Annotated in this window: 19 protein-coding genes; 11 read left to right on the top strand and 8 right to left on the bottom strand. The window is 69.2% G+C overall.

Annotated features, from left to right (window positions below):
• Nucleotides 1-51 precede the first annotated feature (51 nt).
• Entirely contained in the window at nt 52-1,422 is a 1,371-nt protein-coding gene (sucB, locus tag D8M34_RS03000) for a 2-oxoglutarate dehydrogenase, E2 component, dihydrolipoamide succinyltransferase (RefSeq protein ID WP_126893110.1), read from the top strand.
• Nucleotides 1,423-1,438: 16 nt separating this feature from the next.
• Here the strand turns inward: sucB and D8M34_RS02995 are convergent, their stop codons facing one another.
• Nucleotides 1,439-2,872 carry a hypothetical protein gene (locus D8M34_RS02995; RefSeq protein ID WP_126893109.1) on the bottom strand — a complete coding sequence of 478 codons (1,434 nt, stop codon included), beginning with the start codon at nt 2,870-2,872 and terminating at the stop codon, nt 1,439-1,441.
• Between the two features lie 164 nt (nt 2,873-3,036).
• On the opposite strand from D8M34_RS02995, the gene D8M34_RS02990 reads away from it, so the two are divergent.
• Nucleotides 3,037-3,747, top strand: coding sequence for a DUF4191 family protein (locus D8M34_RS02990; RefSeq protein WP_025103588.1), 711 nt, complete (start codon nt 3,037-3,039; stop codon nt 3,745-3,747).
• 57 nt (nt 3,748-3,804) lie between these two features.
• Here the strand turns inward: D8M34_RS02990 and D8M34_RS02985 are convergent, their stop codons facing one another.
• Entirely contained in the window at nt 3,805-4,992 is a 1,188-nt protein-coding gene (locus D8M34_RS02985) for a RimK family alpha-L-glutamate ligase (RefSeq protein ID WP_025103589.1), read from the bottom strand.
• A gap of 18 nt (nt 4,993-5,010) precedes the next feature.
• Here D8M34_RS02985 and D8M34_RS02980 point away from each other — a divergent pair, with 18 nt between their 5' ends.
• Nucleotides 5,011-5,499 (top strand): ATP-dependent zinc protease family protein, encoded by a 489-nt coding sequence (locus D8M34_RS02980; RefSeq protein ID WP_036292426.1) that lies wholly within the window; start codon nt 5,011-5,013, stop codon nt 5,497-5,499.
• Nucleotides 5,500-5,502: 3 nt separating this feature from the next.
• On the opposite strand, the gene D8M34_RS02975 is transcribed toward D8M34_RS02980, so the two are convergent.
• Nucleotides 5,503-5,898: an RDD family protein gene (locus D8M34_RS02975; RefSeq protein ID WP_238695582.1), complete on the bottom strand. Its 396-nt coding sequence runs from the start codon at nt 5,896-5,898 to the stop codon at nt 5,503-5,505.
• Nucleotides 5,899-6,045: 147 nt separating this feature from the next.
• On the opposite strand from D8M34_RS02975, the gene glnA (D8M34_RS02970) reads away from it, so the two are divergent.
• The 6 genes from glnA (D8M34_RS02970) (at nt 6,046) to D8M34_RS02945 (ending at nt 10,596) form a co-directional block, all read left to right on the top strand.
• Nucleotides 6,046-7,470 (top strand): type I glutamate--ammonia ligase, encoded by a 1,425-nt coding sequence (gene glnA, locus D8M34_RS02970; RefSeq protein ID WP_025103592.1) that lies wholly within the window; start codon nt 6,046-6,048, stop codon nt 7,468-7,470.
• Nucleotides 7,471-7,674: 204 nt separating this feature from the next.
• The gene (locus D8M34_RS02965; protein WP_085607639.1) at nt 7,675-7,965 is read left to right on the top strand and encodes a hypothetical protein; all 291 of its coding nucleotides are present in this window, start codon (nt 7,675-7,677) and stop codon (nt 7,963-7,965) included.
• Nucleotides 7,962-9,257 carry a putative T7SS-secreted protein gene (locus tag D8M34_RS02960; protein ID WP_342343177.1) on the top strand — a complete coding sequence of 432 codons (1,296 nt, stop codon included), beginning with the start codon at nt 7,962-7,964 and terminating at the stop codon, nt 9,255-9,257. Before D8M34_RS02965 ends, D8M34_RS02960 begins: the two co-directional genes overlap by 4 nt.
• Before the next feature lie 92 nt (nt 9,258-9,349).
• Nucleotides 9,350-9,739 carry a hypothetical protein gene (locus D8M34_RS02955; protein ID WP_025103595.1) on the top strand — a complete coding sequence of 130 codons (390 nt, stop codon included), beginning with the start codon at nt 9,350-9,352 and terminating at the stop codon, nt 9,737-9,739.
• Entirely contained in the window at nt 9,736-10,014 is a 279-nt protein-coding gene (locus D8M34_RS02950) for a WXG100 family type VII secretion target (protein ID WP_126893107.1), read from the top strand. Before D8M34_RS02955 ends, D8M34_RS02950 begins: the two co-directional genes overlap by 4 nt.
• 96 nt (nt 10,015-10,110) lie before the next feature.
• Entirely contained in the window at nt 10,111-10,596 is a 486-nt protein-coding gene (locus tag D8M34_RS02945; RefSeq protein WP_126893106.1) for a hypothetical protein, read from the top strand.
• A gap of 66 nt (nt 10,597-10,662) precedes the next feature.
• Here D8M34_RS02945 and D8M34_RS02940 read toward each other — a convergent pair whose 3' ends face one another.
• Nucleotides 10,663-11,055 (bottom strand): VOC family protein, encoded by a 393-nt coding sequence (locus tag D8M34_RS02940; RefSeq protein ID WP_025103598.1) that lies wholly within the window; start codon nt 11,053-11,055, stop codon nt 10,663-10,665.
• Between the two features lie 136 nt (nt 11,056-11,191).
• On the opposite strand from D8M34_RS02940, the gene D8M34_RS02935 reads away from it, so the two are divergent.
• On the top strand, nt 11,192-12,583 hold the full coding sequence (locus D8M34_RS02935) for a serine/threonine-protein kinase (RefSeq protein ID WP_126893105.1): 1,392 nt from the start codon (nt 11,192-11,194) through the stop codon (nt 12,581-12,583).
• A 148-nt stretch (nt 12,584-12,731) separates the two neighbouring features.
• On the top strand, nt 12,732-13,835 hold the full coding sequence (locus tag D8M34_RS02930) for an AI-2E family transporter (RefSeq protein ID WP_374460143.1): 1,104 nt from the start codon (nt 12,732-12,734) through the stop codon (nt 13,833-13,835).
• Here the strand turns inward: D8M34_RS02930 and D8M34_RS02925 are convergent, their stop codons facing one another.
• From D8M34_RS02925 to D8M34_RS02910, 4 genes are read right to left on the bottom strand one after another with little or no spacing between them, the layout of a single operon-like run.
• Nucleotides 13,836-14,756 (bottom strand): diacylglycerol/lipid kinase family protein, encoded by a 921-nt coding sequence (locus D8M34_RS02925; protein WP_126893104.1) that lies wholly within the window; start codon nt 14,754-14,756, stop codon nt 13,836-13,838.
• A 48-nt stretch (nt 14,757-14,804) separates the two neighbouring features.
• A complete protein-coding gene (locus D8M34_RS02920) occupies nt 14,805-17,780 on the bottom strand; it encodes a bifunctional [glutamine synthetase] adenylyltransferase/[glutamine synthetase]-adenylyl-L-tyrosine phosphorylase (protein WP_126893103.1) in 2,976 nt (991 codons plus the stop codon).
• Between the two features lie 7 nt (nt 17,781-17,787).
• Complete coding sequence (gene glnA, locus D8M34_RS02915; RefSeq protein ID WP_025103603.1) at nt 17,788-19,125, bottom strand: type I glutamate--ammonia ligase; 1,338 nt, start codon at nt 19,123-19,125, stop codon at nt 17,788-17,790.
• Between the two features lie 2 nt (nt 19,126-19,127).
• Nucleotides 19,128-19,367: a hypothetical protein gene (locus tag D8M34_RS02910; RefSeq protein ID WP_025103604.1), complete on the bottom strand. Its 240-nt coding sequence runs from the start codon at nt 19,365-19,367 to the stop codon at nt 19,128-19,130.
• Nucleotides 19,368-19,386: the final 19 nt, after the last annotated feature.

Below are 19,386 nucleotides of genomic sequence, written 5' to 3'. Positions count from 1 at the left end.
CGAGTCACTAAGCTAGACAAGCGTCATACAACTTCTGAAGGAGACTCAGTCATGAGCACATCCGTGGTCCTCCCCGCTCTCGGTGAGAGCGTCACAGAGGGTACGGTCACCCGCTGGCTCAAGCAGGTGGGAGACACCGTCCAGGCGGACGAGGGCCTGCTCGAGATCTCGACCGACAAGGTCGACACCGAGATCCCCTCCCCCGTCACCGGCGTGATCGAGGAGATCCTCGTGGCCGAGGACGAGACCGTCGAGGTCGGCGCCGTGCTGGCACGTGTCGGTTCCGGTGCTGCTCCCGCGGCTCAGCCCGAGGCTCCTGCCGCTCCGCAGGCCGAGGCTCCCGCCGCGCCGGCCCCGCAGGCCGAGACTCCGGCTGCACAGCCCGAGACTCCGGCTGCTCCCGCTCCGCAGGCCGAGGCCCCCGCCGCGCCGGCCCAGCCCGCTGCTCCCGCACAGCCCGCTGCTCCGGCACAGCCCGCGCAGACCGAGGCTCCCAAGCTGTCGCTGCCGACCGAGAGCGACAACCTCTACGTGACCCCGCTCGTCCGCCGTCTGGCTGCGCAGCAGGGCGTGGATCTGGCCACGGTCAAGGGCACCGGCGTCGGAGGCCGTATCCGCAAGGAGGATGTCCTCAAGGCGGCCGAGACGGCGACCGCCGCACCGGCCGCCGCCGCGGCACCGGCTCCGGCACCGCTCGAGGTGTCGCCGCTGCGCGGAACCACTCAGCCGATGTCGCGCCTGCGCAAGGTCCTCGCCAAGCGCGCGGTCGAGTCGATGCAGCAGACCGCTCAGCTCACCACCGTGGTCGAGGTCGACGTCACCGCTCTCGCCGAGTACCGCGACAGCGTCAAGGCGTCCTTCCTCGAGAAGACGGGCGACAAGCTCTCCTTCCTCCCTTTCTTCGCGCTGGCGGCGGCGGAGGCCCTGCAGGCCTTCCCGATCATCAACGCGACGGTCGACGGCGAGCAGATCGTCTACCCGGCCTCCGAGAACGTCTCGATCGCGGTCGACACCGAGCGCGGTCTGCTCACGCCGGTGCTCCGCGACGCGGCCTCGAAGAACATCGCCGAGATCGCCCATGAGATCGCCGACCTCGCGGCGCGCACGCGCGACAACAAGCTGAAGCCGGACGAGCTCGCCGGCGGCACGTTCACGCTGACCAACACCGGTTCGCGCGGCGCGCTGTTCGACACCCCCGTGGTGTTCCTGCCGCAGTCGGCGATCCTCGGCACCGGCACGGTCGTCAAGCGCCCGGGTCTGGTCAAGGTCGGCGGCACCGACGCGATCGCGGTCCGCTCCTACGTGTACCTGGCTCTGTCGTACGACCACCGCATCATCGACGGTGCCGACGCGGCCCGCTTCCTCGGTGCGGTGAAGGCCCGCCTCGAGGCTGCGCAGTTCAGCGGTCAGCTCGGAGCCTGATCCGGCGGCTTCGCCCTCACCTCGGCTGGTCCGCGACGCGATACGCGTCGCGGACCAGCCATTTCTCGTCCGCCCACACCAGTACGACGATCATCGCCCCCGCGCCTGAGCCCTCTCGACCCGCGGACGACGACACCAGCTCCAGCACGGCGATGTCTCCGTAGCGATCCACCAGCACGGGGTCCTCACCGCCGATGAGCTCTGCCGCGACCGCCCTGATCGCCGGCGCTCCCCCCGCGATCGCCGTCGCGCACACCGGATCCTCTCGCGACTCGCACTCCGCGATCCGCGTCATCACGTCCGGCAGGGCGGCCAGCGGATCATCGACCGCCGGTGGCGTGGCGCCCGCGGTGAGCGACGGCATCGGCGACCGCGCGGGTTCCCGCGAGGTCTCGTCCGCGGGATCCGACGTCGACGGACGCGCGGTCGTCGCCGTACCCGCATCGGGGCTTCCGGCCGCAGACCCCTCTCCTCCGCTGGGCCATAACGACCCGGCGACGAGCACAGCCGCCGCGCAGACTCCGGCGACGACGAAGATCCGCCCCCGGCGGGGCCGTGTGCTCCGCCGCTCCGTCCCTCTGGGCGCTTCGACCTCGCTCGGGCGGACGAGGGCGCGCGCTCGGCCGGCGAGGTGGTCGAGGAAGGCGCGAAGGGCGGCGGCGACCGTCGCTCGCTCGCGCACGCGGGGACGGTCCCGCGGCAGGCCGGTCTCCCGCTCCCGAGTGCGCGTGGCGGAGTCGGCTCGGAGGCGCCGGAGCGCCGTGGCGGCGCCGACGGAGGCACCCACCTGATCCTCGGTCGCGGACTCCAGCGGCCGCGGCGCCGCGATCTCCAGCAGCTCCCGCTCCCCTTCTTCGAGCAGCCGTCGCGGTACACGGCGTTGCGCGGCAGCCGTGCGGAGATGCTCCCGGAGGCGATCGAGGACGCGGATCAGCGCCTTGTCCGTGCAGTCCGCGTGCAGGCGATCCAGGACTGCCAGGACCGCCGACGCCGCGTCCTGGCCCGCTCCCAGCACGAAGACAGGACGGCCGCGTTCGGTGAGCCACCAGGCCCCCGGCACCTCGGCGGCCGGCATCGGCCCCAGCTCGCTCAGCCCGCGCAGCATGCTCACGACGACCGTGCTGATCTCCCCCGAGGACAGCCCTCCCCGCGCTCGACCGGCCCGCTCCAGGAAGACGTGCAGAGTCTCCGTGCACCACGGAAGCAGCACGTCGTGTCCGCGCGCGCGACGGACGACGTCGAGAGGGGCGGCGACGTGCTGCGACCCCGCGTACCGCCACCCCGCCCATCCGGTGAGGCCCTCCGCATCGCGGCGCACGACCGGACCATCCGGCGAGGCGACGAGAGCGCCCTCCAGGGGTCCCTCCCCAGGATCCAGGAGCCGGATCGTGCGATGAGCCTGCGGCAGTACGGCCTGGTCGAAGGGCGGATTCTCACGCTCATCTGTCATGCGACCCATCCCAACCGATCGCCACGGTCCCGTCCGCGCATTCATCCGCTCCGGGACGGGATCCGGAACCGGGCCGGACTGTGCAGAAGAGATCAGGCGCCCTCCTCTCCGCTGCACGCGAACGGCGGCATCGCAAGGCTCTCGGACTCGGTAGGCTGGTCTCCATGGCAAAGCGTGCTCCCGAACCCGAGAAGCGTCCTGGGTTCTTCTCCCAGATCAAGTCCCTCTTCCGGTTCACGCGCGAGGCCTACCCCTGGCTCCCCTGGGCGCAGGCCGCGATCCTCATCGGCGGTGTGCTCCTCGGTCTCCTGGCCGGCTACCTGATCCCGCCGTTCCAGGTGTGGACCCTCGTCCTGTGGGCCATCACCGGCCTCATGCTCGGCGTCCTCGGCGCCCTCTTCCTCATGACCAGGCTCTCGACCTCGGCCATGTACACGAAGATCGACGGCATGCCCGGTGCGACGGGTCACGTGCTCAGCACCAGCCTGGGTCGTCAGTGGCAGGCCTCCGAGACACCGGTGGGCATCAACCCGAAGACGCAGGAGGCCGTGTACCGGACGGTCGGCCGCGGCGGCATCGTCGTCGTCGGCGAGGGCGCCCGCGGACGCCTCACGCGACTGGTGAACGAGGAGCGCAGCCGGGCGCAGCGCGTCGCCCACGGCGTGCCGATCACGGTGCTCTACGTCGGGCACGGCGAGGACGAGGTGCCGATCGCCGACCTCGCGAAGACCATCAAGAAGCTTCCGAAGGCCATCGACAAGGCCACCATGGCGGCCGTCATCCGCCGCATCGACTCGGTGTCGCAGTCGCTGTCGTCGCTTCCCATCCCGAAGGGGATCGACCCGACGAAGGTGCGGGCGCAGCGTCCGCGCTGACCCGCTCCCCGGAACCGCGAAGCGCGGCCGTCCTCATCGAGGGCGGCCGCGCTTCTCTCATTCCGAGAGCGGCTGCTTGGGGAGGCGGCGCACCTTCGCCCGCCGGCGACGACGCTCGGGAATCATCGAGCGCATCTCATCGAGCTTGCCGAAGCAGAACAGGCGGTCGTCGGCCTCGAGGACCACGTGCTTGCGCGGGTTCGGGATGACGCTGACCCCGCGGTGCAGCGTGAGCACCGTGATGTCGCGTTCCCACAGGCCCGCCTCCCCCAGCGTCTTGCCGACGAGGTCCGCGGCGCCGTGGACCATGAGCTCGGCGACGCCGTAGCCCGTGGAGACCGTGAGGCGCTGCCGCACGTCGATCTCCGGGAAGGCGACCTGACCGGCGATGTAGTCGATGATCGCTCCCGCGACGTCGAGCTTGGTCGCGGTCTCGATGCCCTGCAGGCCCGGGGAGGAGTTGACCTCCATCACCAGGGGTCCCTCGTCCCCCTCCAGCATGTCCACGCCGGCGACACGGAGGCCCATGATCTGGGCCGAGCGCACCGCGGCCCGCTCGTAGACGGGGTCGAGCTCGATCGCCTCGACCGAGCCGCCACGATGCACGTTGGAGCGGAACTCGTCTCCGGCCGCCGAGCGGCGCATGGCCGCGACCACGCGGTCCCCGACGACGAGCGCGCGGATGTCCCGCCCCCGGCTCTCAGCGATGAACTTCTGGATGAGCACGTTCTGCTTGGTGGAGTGGAGCGTCTCGATGATGGCCTCGGCCACCTTCACCTGAGGCGCGAGGATGACGCCGATGCCCTGGGTGCCCTCGAGCAGCTTGATCACCACGGGAGCGCCGCCGACGCGCTCGATCGCCGGTCGCACGTCGGCGCGGTTGCGCACGAAGGCGGTCGGCGGCATCGCGATGTTGTGCCGGGAAAGGATCTGGTTCGCCCGCAGCTTGTCGCGCGCGCTCGAGATGCCGTTCGCCGTGTTGGGGGTGTAGACGTCCATCTGCTCGAACTGCCGCACCACGGCGGTGCCGAAGTACGTGATCGAGTTGCCGATGCGGGGCAGGATCGCGTCGTAGTCGCTGAGCTGCCGGCCCCGGTAGTGCAGGTCGGGCTCATCGGAGGTGAGGTCGATCGCGAAGCGCAGCGTGTTGAGCACCTTCACGTTGTGGCCCCGCTGCAGTGCGGCCGCGCGGAGGCGTTGGGTGGAGTACGCCTGCGGCGCACGGGACAGCACTGCGATCTTCACGGGGGATTTCCTGCCAGGATGTATCAGGTGAGTAGGTCTACCCATTCAAACACCCTTACGGGGTGGCGCGAGTGGGTGAGCCTGCCCGATCTCGGCGTCGACTGGATCAAAGCCAAGATCGACACCGGCGCCCGCACCTCCTCCCTGCACGCGTTCGACATCCAGGAGTTCGAGCGCGACGGCGAGGCCTGGGTGCGTTTCCGAGTGAAGCCCTGGCAGGACAGCCAGGAGGACGCCGTCGTCGTGGAGTCCCCCATCCACGATCGCCGGGCCGTCCGGAGTTCGTCCGGGCACGCGCAGGAGCGTCTCGTCGTGCAGTTGATGATCCGGCTCGTCGACCGCGAGGTGATGGCCGAGGTCACGTTGAGCAACCGGGACGAGATGGGATTCCGCATGCTGATCGGCCGCGAAGCGCTGCGCCGCGGCTACGTCGTCGATCCGGCGCGTTCCTTCCTCGGCGGCCGCGCACCCCGTGAGGCACGCCGGCGCAACCGCGGCCGCGCCTGAGCGTCAGGCGCGGATGAGGACCGTTCCCACGGCCTTGTCGTGCAGACCGCGCTGGTCCGGGTCCCACACCACGGCCGGGATCACGATCAGGAGCAGCAGCGTGCGCGCGATCGGGCGCCACAGACCGACCCATCCGCCGTCGAGACGGACGACACGCATACCGAGGATGCGGTGCCCGGGGCTGCCGCCCGCGGTCGGGATGAAGAGGATCTGCACGACCCCGAAGATGAGCAGCGTGGCGAACGGGTCGTACTGGAAGAACGCAACGGAGAGGATGACAGCTGCCGTCCAGTCGATCGCGAGGGCCCCGATCCGACGTCCGGGGCGACCGATGCTCCCCGGCCCGGACTCCGGGAGTCCGAGTCGCTCACCGGGGTACGTGTTCACAGCATCCGTCACCCCTCCAGCCTACCGAGGCTGTGGATGCCCTCTGATCCTGCTCACGCTGTAACACGGACGAAACAAAGCGGATACCGTGGAGAAATCCCCCGTCCGTACTGTGCAGAGTGGCCCCGAAGCCATCGATCCGCATCACAGGAGTCGTACATGTTCAAAGATTCGTCCGAGGTACTGGCCTACATCAAGGAGAACGACGTCAAATTCCTTGACATCCGTTTCACCGACCTCCCTGGTGTGCAGCAGCACTTCAACATCCCTGCGGCGACGGTCGACGAGGCCTTCTTCACGGACGGACAGCTGTTCGACGGCTCGTCCATCCGCGGCTTCGCCAGCATCCACGAGTCGGACATGCAGCTCATCCCGGATGTGACGACGGCGTACATCGACCCCTTCCGCGAGGCGAGCACCCTCGTGATGATCTTCGACATCTACAACCCGCGCACCGGCGAGATCTACTCGAAGGACCCGCGTCAGGTCGCGAAGAAGGCGGAGAAGTACCTCACCTCCACCGGCATCGCCGACACCGCGTTCTTCGCCCCCGAGGCCGAGTTCTACATCTTCGACGACGTGCGCTACTCCGTGACCGCCGGCGAGAGCTTCTACAAGGTCGACTCCGAGGAGGCCGCGTGGAACACCGGCCGCGAGGAGGAGGGCGGAAACCTCGCCAACAAGACCCCCTACAAGGGCGGCTACTTCCCCGTCAGCCCGGTCGACAAGACGGCCGACCTGCGCGACGACATCACCCTCAAGCTCATCGATGCGGGCTTCATCCTCGAGCGCTCCCACCACGAGGTGGGAACGGCCGGCCAGCAGGAGATCAACTACCGCTTCGACACCATGGTGCACGCGGCGGACGACATCCTGAAGTTCAAGTACATCGTCAAGAACACCGCCGAGGAGTGGGGCAAGGTCGCCACCTTCATGCCGAAGCCGCTGTACGGCGACAACGGCTCGGGTATGCACACCCACCAGTCGCTGTGGAACGACGGCAAGCCGCTGTTCTACGACGAGGCCGGCTACGGTCAGCTCAGCGACATCGCGCGGTGGTACATCGGCGGCATCCTGGCGCACGCGCCGGCACTGCTCGCCTTCACCAACCCGACGCTGAACAGCTACCACCGTCTGGTTAAGGGCTTCGAGGCTCCGGTCAACCTGGTCTACTCGGCCGGCAACCGCTCCGCCGCGATCCGCATCCCGATCACGGGCTCGAACCCGAAGGCCAAGCGCATCGAGTTCCGCGCCCCCGACGCCTCGGGCAACCCGTACCTCGCCTTCGCCGCGCAGCTCATGGCGGGCCTCGACGGCATCAAGAACCGCATCGAGCCGCACGAGCCCGTCGACAAGGACCTCTACGAGCTTCCGCCCGAGGAGGCCAAGAACATCCCGCAGGTGCCGAACTCCCTGCTGGACTCCCTCGAGGCGCTCCGCGCCGACCACCAGTTCCTCCTCGAGGGCGGCGTGTTCACCGAGGAGCTCATCGAGACCTGGATCTCCTACAAGTACGAGAACGAGATCCTGCCGATCGCTCAGCGCCCGCACCCGTTCGAGTACGAGCTGTACTTCGGCGTCTGAGCCGACCGCGGATCGCGAGAGAGCCCGTCCCCATCTGGGGGCGGGCTCTTTCGCCGTCCGGGGGCCGGGAGATGACGGCAGTCCTACCCCTCCGTACTCATTCGAGGTTATTTCATTCACGTATCCAGACATATCGCTGTCTTCTGACTCCGTCTTCGCCCATGCTCGATCCCGCAGCCGGGGGGCTCGCAGGAAGAGGGCGGCATGTCGCAGGACTATGAGGTCGACACGGACGTGTTGCGGACGATGGCGGCGAAGACGCGGCGCATCGTCGCAGACATCGGGGCGACCGACCTCACCCCGCCGACGAGCGCCGGCCACGAGTGGGTGGTCGCAGCCTCTGAGCGGTTCGCCGAAGCCTGGTCTGCGGGCCTCGCAGCCCGGGTGACGGACTCCGACGAGTTCACCGAGCGTTTGGCGACGACGGCCCGGGTCTTCGACGAGGGGACGGATGCCGCGAAGGCCGAGGTCGACGCGATGATCTGGGAAGAATGATGGAGCTCGGGCAGAACCGCTCCGCCACCGCCCTCATCCCCGGCTCCCCCGGCGAGGTCAGGGCGACGGCCGAGGCATGGAAGGCACACGGCGTGGCTGCGGCACGGGTGCACGACCAGCTCGCGACGCTCGACGATGAGGGCACCTGGACGGGCGAGGCCTACGACGCCTACCTGACGCGCTTCGATCGTCAGCTGTTGCATTGGTCGAACGCCGGCGACGGGCTCCGCGAGGGCGCTCACGCCCTGTTCACCTGGGCGGATGCGCTGGAGTGGGCGCAGGAGGAAGCCGCGCGCGCCATCACCCTGTGGGACGAGGCCGAGCAGCAGGCCGCCACGGCACTGGCCGCGCACCGCGCATACGTCCGTGAGCTTCGGGTCGGGCAGGGCCTACGGCACCCGGAGGTGAAGGTGCCGTTCGTCGACCCGTCCGGTCCGGCGCATGAGCAGGCCAGAGAGGTACTGTTCAACGCCCGGGCGACACTGGAGGTCTTCGCCCGGGACTGCGCAGTCCGGTTGGACCAGGCTGCAGAGGCCGCGCGCATGCCGCTCACCGCGGCTGAGGCCGCGACCGCAGCCCAGCATGCCGTCACCGAGGCGGTGTTCACCCTTGCTGTCGTGCAGCCGTTCCAGGCCACGATGGACATGCTCGCCGTCTCCGCGCAGACGCTCTGGGAGCACCCGGACATCATCCTCGAACTCCTCGGCGGGGCTGCGACCTTCATCGGAGGCGCCGCACTCGCTGTCGGCGGCGCAGGCCTGACGGTGACCGGCGTCGGTGCCCTCGCCGGCGCTCCCGCCATCGCCGCAGCAGGCATCGGCGTCGCCGGCGTCGGTGCAGGACTCATCGGCGATGCAACCGGGCGGTCGTTCCGCGAAACCGACCGAGCCTCCGACTCCCGCAAGGGTGTCGATCGCGGGGATGGGCGCGACACCGGTGGGCGCTATGCGAATGGCCAGGAGATCAGGCCCTGGGTCGACAAGGAGAAAGTCGGACTCGACGAGTATGCCTCTGAGGCAGGGGTCGACGTGATTCGAAGGAAAGTTCACGTCACCTATGAGGGCGCCCCGCAAGCGAGCCGCTCGTACGACGGGTTGGTCAAGAATAATGACGGGTCGAACACCTATACCGGAATCGAGGTCAAGTCCGGCTCGGCTATCGATGAGTATGGCAGGGCATCGAGCACCCAGCGCCAGTTCGACGATGCCGTAAACGCAGGTACGCCCGCGCGCGGCAAACTAGACGGTGATGACATCATCATCACGCGAGTAGAGAGCAGGGATGTCCCATGAGAGCGCCATTTACGCATGGCGAAGAAACACCCAGCGGGCAGCGCGGCTGGATCACGGACAGCTTCCGCCCCATTCCCGCGCATCTGAGGCTCATGCTGGGCCACCTGGACGGCGAGCGAAAGCTGACCTACATAATCTGGCCCGGATCCGATCCCTCCAGCACCGTGGGCTTCCGCGAGCCTGCCGGGGATACCTTCATGCAGGCGGCAGGCTCTGCCGACGCAATGACGGTGGAGGTGAAACTGCCTGGACCTGACGGTGAGAGCCACTTGTATACGGTCGGGCGTGCCGAGCCCGTCGACGGGACGACGACGCTGATCCCGATCAGTCAGACCCGTGCGGTGCGCGTGTTCTCGAACGAGGTGTTCACAGCCGACGAAGCCGCGGTCATCTTCTACACGTACTACCTCACCGACGCCGTCGCTCAGCCGTACGTCCTCCGCGAGCTCGACCTCAGCCAGGAGCTGTCGGAGGAACGATGAGAGTCGCGGTCCGCCACGACGCCATTAGCGACACGGTCGCGCGTCTCGCTCTCACCGTCCGGCGATTCGAAGACGCGCTCGATGGCCTCGACGCGGAGGCCACCCTGCTGCGATCCTCATGGTCCGGTGAGGCCCATGCCGCATACGACCGCGCCCACCACGACTGGGACACCGCCATCCGCGGCATGAAGGCCGCCCTCGCCGAAGCCAATCGACGACTCATCACCGCCAACGCCATCTCCATGGAGACCGCCAGCACCGCCGCCCGCCTCTGAAAGTGACGCTCATACGGTTCGGGATGGAACCCCCGCCCGCGCCAAACCGGACGGCGAAGACATCGTCGTCACACGAGTAGAAACGCAGGTTGTGCCTTGACGTTCAAGCCCACCCACGCCTCGGCCTCTCCCTCGGGACTCTACGGATTCGTCACGGACGCGTACCGTCCCATCCCTGACGAGCTCTGCTTCATGTTGGGACGCCTCGACGGGGAAACGAAGTTCACGTGCAGCATCTGGCGAGCCGAGAACCCTGAGAAGGGATTCGTCACGCCGGAAGACCTGACCGGCTCCTTCATCCAGGCGGCGGGATCAGCCGATGGCATTACTGTCGAAGTCCGACTTCTTGGACCTGACGGCAAGAGCCACCTCTATACGATCGGGCGCCCTGAGCCCGTCGACGGGACGACGACGCTGATCCCGATCAGTCAGACCCGTGCGGTGCGTGTATTCCCGAACGAGGTGTTCACAGCAGACGAAGCCGCGGTCATCTTCTACACGTACTACCTCACGGACACCGTCGCTCAGCCGTACGTCCTCCGCGAGCTCGACCTCAGCCAAGAGCTGTCGGAGCAACGATGAGAGTCTTGGAGACCGCCAGCACGCCGCCCGCCTCTGGCGGTAACGGCGCTCCGGGCAGGGCCCGCGTCAGCGCTCCTCGGCGACGATCTCGGCCTTGAAGCCCGCGGAGTTCTCCAGCCATCCGGCGTAGTGATCCGGCCCACCGGCGTGCGGGTAGCGCTCCGCGTACAAAGGCCGCCAGCCGTGCTCGGGCGCCGCCGCCATGATCGCGTCCACTCGGTCCCGCGGGCCCGCAGCGAAGGCGAGATGGTTCACGCCCGGGGCACGACGATCGTGTTCACTGCCGCTGAGGTTCGGGGATGTCGTGAGGGTGACATACGCGCCACCCGCCTCCCAGGACTCGCCCTCGGGCCACGCGCTGGCGCGGACGAAACCCACCGCACCGAGCAGCCACCCCCACTCCGCTCGCGACGACACGAGGTCGGCGACCCAGACCTCCACGTGGTGAATCCCTGCCATCCGTCCAGTCTCTCAGCTCCCCGTGGATCCTCCATGGCAGGTGTCGGGCTCTACGTCAACCCCAACGCGTCGCTTTTTTTGCGCGGATACGGTGAAGACATCGTCGGGATACCCGGTCCCGCCAGTGGAGGACGCCGTGATCACCCAGGAAGCCCCGCCCACCGCCGCGCTTCTGGACGGCCGCTACCGCCTGGCGGAGGCCGTCGGCATGGGCGGGATGGCGACCGTGTACCGCGCGGAGGACATCGCGCTCGAACGCACCGTCGCGGTGAAGATGTTCCGCGAGTCCGACGATGCCGTACTGTCCGTGGAGCGGGTGCATTCGGAGAAGGCGCTCCTCGCGGGCCTCAACCACCCGGGCCTGGTCACACTCCTCGACGCGCACCTCGAGCCCGGACGACCGAAGTACCTCGTGATGGAGTACGTGCCGGGACCGACGCTGAGCAAGCGCATGGCCCGCGCGACGGTCCCACCGCGGGAGATCGCCACGATCGGTGCGGACATCGCCTCCGCCCTCCACGCCGTGCACAGCGCCGGCATCGTGCATCGCGACATCAAGCCCTCGAACGTCCTGCTCACCCCACCTCTCGACACGAACGGCCGCTGGAGCGCGAAGCTGGCCGACTTCGGGATCGCCTGCGCCATCGACATGTCCCGCGTCACCACTCCCGGCATCGTCCTCGGGACGCTGACCTACATGGCGCCCGAGCAGCTGCGGAACGGCGATATCCGTCCCGCGGTCGACATCTACGCGCTCGGTCTCGTCCTGTTGGAGGCCCTCACCGGCAAGCCCGGCTTCGCCCCCACCCTCAGCGTCGAATCCGCCCTCGCCCGTCTCCACATCGCGCCGGAGATCCCGGCGGAACTGGGTTCGGAGTGGGCCGCACTGCTCAGCGCGATGACGGCGATCGACCCCGACGCACGACCGCACGCTCTGGAGGTCGAGAGCGAACTGCGCCGGCTGATCGATCTCCCCGGCACCGAAGAGGTGGCAACAGACGTCACCGTGCCGCTTCCCGCGCCGACCGCAAGCACCCTCCCCCGGACGCGCGCCGAGGCTCGCGCCCGCCGTCGCGCCGCCTCGGCGCACCCCGCGGCGTCCCCGGCACGGCGTACGCGCCGTCGTCGCGAGTCTCTCCTCATCGCCGCGGTGGTCGTGCTCGGCGCGGTGACCACCGGCTCCGCGGCACTGCTCGGACACGGCGAGCAGGCTCTCGCCAGCTCGGGCGCCGTCTCCGATGGCGCGTCGAGGATCGTCGAGGGCGTCGAGGACCTCGTGCCGGTCGAGCCGGCTCCCGCGGACACCCTCGTCGACTCGGAGCCGACAGAGACCGTCGCCGTCGAGCCGGTGGCCGCGACCCCGGTGGCACCGACCGCATCGGTCACCGAGTCGGTCGCCGAGGAGAGCCTGCCCGAGAACGCCGCACCGCAGGCGCAGGAGAACCGAGGCAAGAGCCCCGGCCGCGACGGCAACAACGGCAAGGGCAAAAGCGCCGGTAACAGCGGCAAGGGCAACAGCAGCCACTGATCCGACGCTCCCGACGCCCGCCGAGCCGGCGGGTGTCGCTGAGCAGCGCGCGGGACCGGGTGGAGGATGATCGAGTGTCGAGTATCGACAGAGGGAGGGGACCATGCGTCGCAGGAAGTTGATCGCACCGCCGGATCAGGCACCCAGCGTGTCCGCGCAGCGACGGTCGCCGTCGAGCGTGGTCGCTGGCGCCAGGGCGAACCCGTTCATGTTCGGTCTCCTCGGTGCCCTCGGGGTTCTCGTCGCGCTCATGATCGGCGGCATCGTCGGCCAGCTCGCCACCGTGCTGGTCTACATCGGCGTCGCGCTCTTCCTGGCGCTCGGCCTCGATCCGATCGTGCGGTTCATCGAGCGCAAGCTCCCCCGTCCGGCGGCGGTCGCCGTAGTCGTGATCGGGGTTCTCCTCGCCTTCGCCGGGATCATCCTCGCCATCGTCCCCACCCTCGCGGAGCAGATCGGGAACCTGATCAAAGACGGTCCGAAGATGATCGAGGACTTCACGAACAGCGCCTGGTTCCAGGACGTCAGCGGACAGTTCGGCGGCACGATCAAGGACGCCGTCGACGGCGTGGTCGGCTTCGTGCAGAACCCGGACAACTTCCTCGACATCGGCGGCGGTGTCTTCGCCGTCGGCGCCGGAATCGCCGGCGGCCTGACGGGCATCACGATCGTGGTCATCCTCACGCTCTACTTCATGGCGTCGCTGCGCAGCATGAAGCGGGTGGCTGCCCGGTTCGTCCCGGCGTACCAGCGCGACACGTTCAGCGAGCTCCTGGAGGACGTCTCCAGTGCCGTCGGGCGCTACGTCATCGGTCAGGCGAGCCTCGCGCTCACCAACGGCATCCTGAGCCTCATCTTCCTGACCATCATCGGAGCGCCGGTGCCGGCGCTGCTCGCACTGATCGCCTTCATCGGCTCGATGATCCCGCTCGTCGGAACCCTCTCGGCGTCGATCATCATCTCGCTCATCTGCCTGTTCGTCTCGCCGACGACCGCGCTGATCGCGATCATCTACTACCTGATCTACATGCAGATCGAGGCGTACGTGCTCTCTCCGCGGATCATGAACAAGGCCGTCGACGTCCCGGGCGCACTGGTCGTCATCGCCGCAGTGGCCGGTGGCGCGCTCGGCGGGATCCTGGGTGCGCTCGTCGCGATCCCGGTGGCCGCGAGCATCATCATCATCGTGCAGAAGGTCGTCTTCCCCAACCAGGACAGGAAGAAGACGCCGCCCGCGGTGACCGTCGCCTGATCAGCGGACGAGGACGGCGCCCGGCTGCACGCGCACGGTGAAGGCGTCGATCTCGCCGACCTCCTCGCCGTCGATCTCGAACATCTGCGGCGTGGCGAGCTGCACGCGGATCCGCTCCGCCGACACGTGGGTGGTGGAGTCCGTGCTGACCGCCTGATCGACGTTCCCGATCATGCGACGGATGCCGTTGTCCCAGACGACCGAGCGGACGGTGTCGAGCCACTGCAGCGCGCCGTCGGAGCTGATGAGCAGCATGTCGAGGAGGCCGTCGTCGAGGACGGCGTCCGGAAGCAGGCGGATGCCGCCCTGGAGCATGCCGCAGTTGCCGACGAGCAGCGTGTGCCCGCGCACCCCCTCCGGCTCGTGGTCGTCGAGCTGCAGCGTGATGTCCGTCATCTCGGTGCCGGCCAGTGCGCGCCCCATCGCCTCGACGTAGGCGAGCCAGCCGGCGCGATCCTTGAGGTCGTCGTTGGTCTCCACGAGCATCTGCGCGTCGACCCCGAAGCCGACCATGACGGAGAAGGCATGCTCCTCACCGTCGAACTCCACCCAGCCGAGGTCGATGCGGTGCGGCTCGGAGTCGCGGATGTGCTCGAGTGCCGGCAGCACGCCCTCCAGCGGCACACCGAGGTTGCGCGCGAGCAGATTGCCCGTGCCCTGCGGCACGATCCCGAGAGCGACATCGGTGCCGACCAGAGCTTCCGCGACGGCGCGGATCGTGCCGTCGCCGCCGACCGCGATGACGAGAGCGCAGCCCTCCTCCACGGCCTTCGCCGCGACGCCGCGACCGGGGTCGTCCGGGGTGGTCTCCCCCCAGCGCACATCGGCTTCCTCGCCGAACACGAGGGTCACCGCTTCCCCGAGGACATCCCGGTCGGACTTCGTCGGGTTCCAGATCACGCCGATGCGAGGAGAGGTCATACGCTCACTCTGAGCGACGGAGGACGATCGTGCAACTCGACCGGCCGTCTAGCCGTAGAAGAGCTGCTCGAAGGTCCGCCGGGCGCGCCGCGTGACCGCCAGGTAGTCCTCCTCGAGTGGTGTCGCCGACCGGGGCGGATAGCCCAGCAGACGGGCCAGGGCATCCAGCTGACGGCGGTCGGCAGGCAGGACGTCGCTCGTCTGCCCCGTGAGCAGGGTGATGCCCGAACGGAGCCGGCTCGACAGCAGCCAGGCCGCCCGCAAGCGCTCGGCGTCGTCCTCCTCGACGAGCCCGGCTGCGACCGCGGCGTCGAGCGCGTGCAGCGTGGACGTGGTGCGGAGACCCGGGACGTCGGTCGCATGCTGCAGCTGGAGGAGCTGCACGAGCCACTCCACGTCGCTGAGAGTCCCCGGCCCGAGCTTGAGGTGACGACGGGGGTCGGTGCCCTGCGGCAGCCGCTCCCCCTCGACGCGCGCCTTGATCCGCTTGATCTCCCTGAGGCCCTGGAGGTCGACCGTCTCCGGGTACCGGATGCTGTCCGCGAGCTCCATGAACCGCCCGATGAGCTTGGTGCTCCCGGCGACACCGCGCGCCCGCAGGAGCGCTTGCGCCTCCCAGGACAGCGACCAGCGGCGGTAGTAGGCCGCGTAGGCGTCGAGGGACCGCACGATCGGACCGTTGCGCCCCTCGGGCCGCAGACCCGCGTCGAGGTCAAGGGGCAGGCGATGATCCGTCAGATGCTCGCGGAGCCCGGCCACGATCCGCGTCGCGAGCTTCTCTGCTCGGCCCGGGTCGACGCCGTTCGCGTCGTACACGTACAGGACGTCGGCATCGGAGCCGAAGCCGAGCTCGGCACCGCCGAACCTCCCCATGCCGATGACCGCGAAGTCGAGCGCCGCGTCCTCGGGAGGCACGACCTCGCGGAGGACGGCGCGGAGGCCCGCCTGGATCGTCGCGTCCGTGATGTCGGTGAGCGCGGTGGCCACCTCCTCGATGGTGACGACGTCGAGGACGGCCGCCATCGCCGTGCGCAGGAGCTCGCGACGCCGCAGGGCCCGGACGGCCCGCAACGCGTCGGCGACCGTCTCATGGCGCGTCTGGATCGCTCGGGCCTCGTCGTCGAGCGCCTGCGCGCTCCGCGGACGCAGTCGCTCGGCGCTGTCCAGCCACGCCACCGACTCCGGGATCCACTCCAGCAGCTCGCCGATGTACCGCGAGGACGACAGCAGTCGGGTGAGGCTCTCCGCCGCGCCGGAGGAGTCCCGCAGCATGCGCAGGAACCACGAGGTATCCCCCAGCCGCTCGCTGATGCGGCGGAACGCGAGGAGGCCGTAGTCGGGGTCGCTGCCGTCCGCGAACCAGCGCACCATGACGGGCATGAGGTGCCGCTGGATCGTCGCCTTGCGGCTGAGTCCGCGTGTCAGCGCGCCGATGTGGCGCAGCGCTCCCGCCGGGTCGCGGAACCCGATCGCGGCGAGCCGGTCGTGAGCCTGCTCCGCGGAGAGGGTGCGCTCCTCCTCGGGCAGTCCGGCCACGGCGCTCAGCAGCGGCCGGTAGAAGAGGCGGGTGTGGATGTCGCGCACCTCGCGGCGGACGCTCTCCCAGCGCGCCCAGACGCCCTCCCCCGTCTCAGCCAGCCTCGTGCTGCGCGCCAGGATGCGCAGGCCGGCCGGCGTCTTGGGCATGAGGTGGGTGCGGCTGAGGTCGCGCAACTGCAGACGGTGCTCCATGAGCCGCAGCACCCGATAGTCGTCCGCGAAGGTGCCCGCATCCGCCCGGCCGATGTAGCCGCCGGCGACCAGGGCGTCCAGGCTCTCCAGCGTGCCACGCGTGCGCAGCGACTCGTCGGTGAGACCGTGTACGAGCTGCAGGAGCTGCACCGTGAACTCGATGTCGCGCAGCCCGCCCGCGCCGAGCTTGAGCTGGTACGGGGCGTCCTCCGGGTCGATGTGCTCCATGACCCGCTCGCGCATGCGCTGGACGCTCTCGACGAACTCCTCCCTGGCGGCACTCGACCACACGCGCGGCTGCACCGCGTCGATGTAGGCAGCGCCCAGGTCGGGGTCGCCGGCCAGCGGACGAGCCTTCAGCAGAGCCTGGAACTCCCAGCTCTTCGCCCACCGGTCGTAGTACGCGACGTGCGACGCGAGGGAGCGCACGAGGGCGCCCTGCTTGCCCTCCGGGCGCAGCGCCGCGTCGACCTCCCAGAGCGGCGGCTCGACCTCGATGGCGCTGAGGTTGCGCATGGTGTCCCTGGCCAGGCGCGTGGCGATGTCGATCGCCTGCGGCTCGGAAAGCGCCTCTTCATCCGCCGTGCCGCCGACGAAGATGACGTCGACGTCGCTGACGTAGTTGAGCTCCCTCGCGCCGGCCTTCCCCATGCCGATCACGGCCAGCTGAGTGGCAGCGACGGCGTCCCGACCGGCGGACGGCGCCTGGTGGGTGCGGGCGATCGCGAGCGAGGCCTCGAGGGCGGCGCCGGCGAGATCCGCAAGGGAAGCGGCGACCGCGGCGACGACCTCTTCGGGGCGCGAGTGACCGAGATCGAAGGCGGCGATCTCCGCGAGGTTCCGCCGATACGCGACGCGGAGCGCCACGACCGTCCCGTCGTCCGCCGCGTCGGCGAACCCGTCCTCCGCCCCGACGGCGGCGAGGAGGCGATCGCGCCACACGTCCGCCGTGGGGAGCACGTCGATCGGTGCGGCCAGCACGTCCAGCTCGTCGGGATGCCGCAGGAAGAACTCCGCCAGTCCTACAGAGGCACCGAAGACGCGCCAGACGCGCCGGCGCGTCTCCTCGTCGTCCGCGAGCGCCCGCAGCGGGGCAGGGTCTCGTCGAGCGACCCGCAGCATCCCGCGAACCGCCGCATCCGGGTCCGCCGCGACGGCCGCCTCGAGCAGCATCGCGCGCGGCACGCCGAGCAGGCTCTCGAGCTCCGCCAGCGACGCCGCGGCCTCGCTCAGCTCAGCGAACCCGAGCCGGGCGAGGGCCGAGAGCGAGACGGAGGCGTCGGGGCGAGCCATGCCGCGCTCAGAGGAGCTCGAGGTTGTTCTTCAGCTCCAGCGGCGTGACCTGGCCGCGGTACGCCTCCCACTCCTTGCGCTTGTTGAGCAGCACGTAGTTGAACACCTGCTCCCCCAGCGTCTCCGCGACGAGCTCGGAGGCCTCCATGTACTCCAGGGCGTGGTCGAGGCTGGCGGGCAGGGCGGAGTAGCCCAGCGCCCGGCGCTCGGCGTCGCTCAGCGCCCAGACGTTGTCCTCCGCCTCCGGCGGAAGCTCGTACTCCTCCTCGATGCCCTTGAGACCGGCGGCGAGCATGAGCGCGTACGCGAGATACGGGTTCGCCGCGGAATCGAGCGCGCGGTACTCGACGCGCGAGGACTGCCCCTTGTTCGGCTTGTACATCGGGACGCGGACGAGAGCGGACCGGTTGTTGTGGCCCCACGTGATGAAGCTCGGGGCCTCGTCGCCGCCCCAGAGCCTCTTGTACGAGTTGACGAACTGATTCGTCACGGCGGAGATCTCGTTGGCGTGCTTGAGCAGGCCCGCGATGAAGTGACGGCCCGTCTTGGAGAGCTGGTACTTCGCGCCCTCCTCGTAGAACGCGTTCTGATCGCCCTCGAACAGCGACATGTGCGTGTGCATGCCGCTGCCGGGCTGGCCGCTGAGCGGCTTCGGCATGAACGTGGCGTACACGCCCTGCTCGATCGCGACCTCCTTGATGACCGTGCGGAAGGTCATCACGTTGTCTGCGGTGGTGAGGGCGTCGGCGTAGCGGAGGTCGATCTCGTTCTGGCCGGGGCCGCCCTCGTGATGGCTGAACTCCACGGAGATGCCGAGGTCTTCCAGCATGCGGACCGAACGACGACGGAAGTCGTGCGCCGTGCCCCCGGGGACGTTGTCGAAGTAGCCGGCGGAGTCGACGGGGACGGGCCCCTCAGGACCGAACGACGACGACTTGAGCAGGTAGAACTCGATCTCCGGGTGCGTGTAGAACGTGAAGCCCGCATCGGCGGCCTTCGCGAGCGTCCGCTTCAGCACGTGACGGGGATCCGCCACCGCGGGCTGTCCGTCGGGCGTGGTGAGGTCGCAGAACATGCGCGCGGTCGGGTCGATCTCCCCGCGCCACGGCAGCGTCTGGAAGGTCGTCGGGTCGGGCTGGGCGAGCAGATCGGACTCGTACGTGCGGGTCAGCCCCTCGATCGCGGAGCCGTCGAACCCGATGCCCTCGGCGAAGGCGCCCTCGACCTCGGCCGGCGCGATGGCGACGGACTTGAGCGTGCCGATCACGTCGGTGAACCACAGGCGCACGAACTTGACGCCGCGCTCCTCGATCGTCCGGAGGACGAAGTCCCTCTGCTTGTCCATGGCTACTCTGCGCCCTGGCCCTTCTCCGCACCGAAGCCGCTGGACGGCTTCGCGTCCCAGCCCTGCTCCGCGGCCTCTTCCTCGGCCCAGGCACGCGACCGCTCCTTGAGCACCTCGGGGGCGCGACGCGCCTCGGCCTCGGTGTCGAACGGGCCGATGCGGTCGATGGACGGCGACAGCATGCCGAACTCGACCTCGCCCGTGACGGAGTTGTACCAGTACTTGTGATCGCCGTCGGTCATGGCTGCTCCTTCTTCCCGC

The sequence above is a fragment of the Microbacterium sp. HSID17254 genome, assembly GCF_003989315.1.
Lineage (GTDB): Bacteria > Actinomycetota > Actinomycetes > Actinomycetales > Microbacteriaceae > Microbacterium.
This window is presented reverse-complemented; position numbering and strand designations above follow the sequence as displayed.

Bases quoted from the DNA above. Each gene is read 5' to 3' on its own strand.
- sucB (WP_126893110.1), top strand. From the start codon at position 52: ATGAGCACATCCGTGGTCCTCCCCGCTCTCGGTGAGAGCGTCACAGAG.
- D8M34_RS02995 (WP_126893109.1), bottom strand. From the start codon at position 2,872: ATGACAGATGAGCGTGAGAATCCGCCCTTCGACCAGGCCGTACTGCCG.
- D8M34_RS02990 (WP_025103588.1), top strand. From the start codon at position 3,037: ATGGCAAAGCGTGCTCCCGAACCCGAGAAGCGTCCTGGGTTCTTCTCC.
- D8M34_RS02980 (WP_036292426.1), top strand. From the start codon at position 5,011: ATGTATCAGGTGAGTAGGTCTACCCATTCAAACACCCTTACGGGGTGG.
- glnA (WP_025103592.1), top strand. From the start codon at position 6,046: ATGTTCAAAGATTCGTCCGAGGTACTGGCCTACATCAAGGAGAACGAC.
- D8M34_RS02965 (WP_085607639.1), top strand. From the start codon at position 7,675: ATGTCGCAGGACTATGAGGTCGACACGGACGTGTTGCGGACGATGGCG.
- D8M34_RS02960 (WP_342343177.1), top strand. From the start codon at position 7,962: ATGATGGAGCTCGGGCAGAACCGCTCCGCCACCGCCCTCATCCCCGGC.
- D8M34_RS02955 (WP_025103595.1), top strand. From the start codon at position 9,350: ATGCTGGGCCACCTGGACGGCGAGCGAAAGCTGACCTACATAATCTGG.
- D8M34_RS02950 (WP_126893107.1), top strand. From the start codon at position 9,736: ATGAGAGTCGCGGTCCGCCACGACGCCATTAGCGACACGGTCGCGCGT.
- D8M34_RS02940 (WP_025103598.1), bottom strand. From the start codon at position 11,055: ATGGCAGGGATTCACCACGTGGAGGTCTGGGTCGCCGACCTCGTGTCG.
- D8M34_RS02925 (WP_126893104.1), bottom strand. From the start codon at position 14,756: ATGACCTCTCCTCGCATCGGCGTGATCTGGAACCCGACGAAGTCCGAC.
- D8M34_RS02920 (WP_126893103.1), bottom strand. From the start codon at position 17,780: ATGGCTCGCCCCGACGCCTCCGTCTCGCTCTCGGCCCTCGCCCGGCTC.
- glnA (WP_025103603.1), bottom strand. From the start codon at position 19,125: ATGGACAAGCAGAGGGACTTCGTCCTCCGGACGATCGAGGAGCGCGGC.
- D8M34_RS02910 (WP_025103604.1), bottom strand. From the start codon at position 19,367: ATGACCGACGGCGATCACAAGTACTGGTACAACTCCGTCACGGGCGAG.